This window comes from Fructilactobacillus lindneri DSM 20690 = JCM 11027, from assembly GCF_002907375.1.
GTDB classification, from domain to species: Bacteria; Bacillota; Bacilli; order Lactobacillales; family Lactobacillaceae; genus Fructilactobacillus; species Fructilactobacillus lindneri.
In genome coordinates this window covers 1-1,702 of record NZ_MIYK01000011.1, presented here as the reverse complement: position 1 = coordinate 1,702, position 1,702 = coordinate 1, and the positions used below count along the sequence as shown (strand labels likewise).

The window sequence follows — 1,702 nt, the reverse complement described above, 5'->3', positions numbered from 1 at the left end:
ACAAGGTTGGCGATTCGGATAAAAAGATACTGTATTCGGACTTTCGACAAAATGCAGAGACAACTCTCGTTCAATATGTATTGAAACACAAAGATGGTGCATTAGGGATGGAAATCCCAGATCTTGATTTTTATGACGCACCAATAAGGGCAAGTTTCGATGATGAATCAGCGGGCACGGTTAAAAATATTTCATTGTATTCATTAAATGATATTGTAGCTGAATGCTATCTTGGAAAGATAAAGAACACAAAGTATGTTATTAGTCCAGGTTCACGACAGACCATAGATGATAATTACCTTTCATTACTGAACAGTTTCTTTAATAAACAAAGCCTTCATTTTACAATGGCTAATTCGGGAAGAAGCTTTGAAAAATCGGCGCTTCCAGTTTCTGATCATTTAAAATATTTAAAAGAATCCGGTGGTAAGGATGCAGCATACCGATCTGGCAAATTTTATGATGATCCGTATGCTTCGATGGTAACTCGAGAAATATCTCAAAGTGTCATTATTGATGATGTTTTGACACAGGTGAAATCAGCTCGAAGCGAAGGGACACCTTATTATGATCTTGTTGTGACTGCTCCTACAGGGTCTGGGAAATCGTTATTCTTTCAAGTGCCTGGATTTGTTTTACATAAAGAATATCAAGAAATTACGATTGTTGTCACACCAATTCAGGCATTAATGAAAGATCAGGCTGATGGCCTAACAAAGCGAGGAGTTGAATTTGCGACATATATTAATTCACAAATTTCATTAGAAGAACGGAATCGGCGGTTACAAGAAATCAAAAATGGTAAGTATTCAATTCTTTATCTAGCTCCAGAGTTGTTATTGAATTCAAAAATTGAAAATTTAATTGGTGATCGACGAATTGGCCTGTTTGTTGTGGATGAAGCTCATTTGGTTACCTCATGGGGAAGAGATTTTCGTGTCGACTATTGGTTTCTTGGCGATTTTATTAGTCGGCTTCGAAACGGTGGCTATTATAGTAAGGCAAAGCGTCGTGATTTTCCGGTACTTGCATTGACGGCAACTGCTGTTTTGGGTGGTCACAATGATGAGATTGGGACTTTGATCGATGATTTGCATCTGCGAGTTGATGAAAATAATCATATGTATATTGGCAAGGTTCGCAGAGATCAAATCGAATTTCAGATTCATCGAATGAAAAAGTCAGTTAACAATAGTAAGGATGAGAAAATAGCTAAAGTTCTTAACCGGATAAATCAATTTGTTCATGAGGGTATTAAGAAAATTATGTATTGTCCTTATCGGAGTCAATGCGATATTTTAATGACGGGTTTACACGATTTTGATGAAACGGTTAATAATAAGGTGGCTTGCTATTATGGAAGTATGTCACCTGATGAGAAAAATAAGAGTTATGCCAATTTTAAGAGTGGTAAAGTAACGGTTATGATTGCGACAACGGCATTTGGAATGGGTATCGATATCGATGACATTCAAGCTGTGTATCACTTAGCACCCACGGGCGGTTTGCCAGAATATGTTCAAGAGATTGGTCGGGCTGCCCGAAAGTTAGATCATGGCTATGCAATCACAGATTGTTTTAGAAATGATATGCATTACGCTCGAACACTGTGGGGACATGGTGGTATCCGACAATATCAGTTGCGTTAAATTGCCCAACAATTGGGTAATTTTTCTCAAAGCAATAAAACGAGGACTTAAAT

At 37.5% G+C, this 1,702-nt stretch carries 1 protein-coding gene; it reads left to right on the top strand.

Going from position 1 to position 1,702, the window contains the following annotated elements; translation table 11 throughout:
• Positions 1-1,649: helicase-related protein (locus BHU33_RS04830; protein WP_180993650.1), on the top strand; the 1,649-nt coding region annotated here is incomplete at its 5' end.
• Positions 1,650-1,702: the final 53 nt, after the last annotated feature.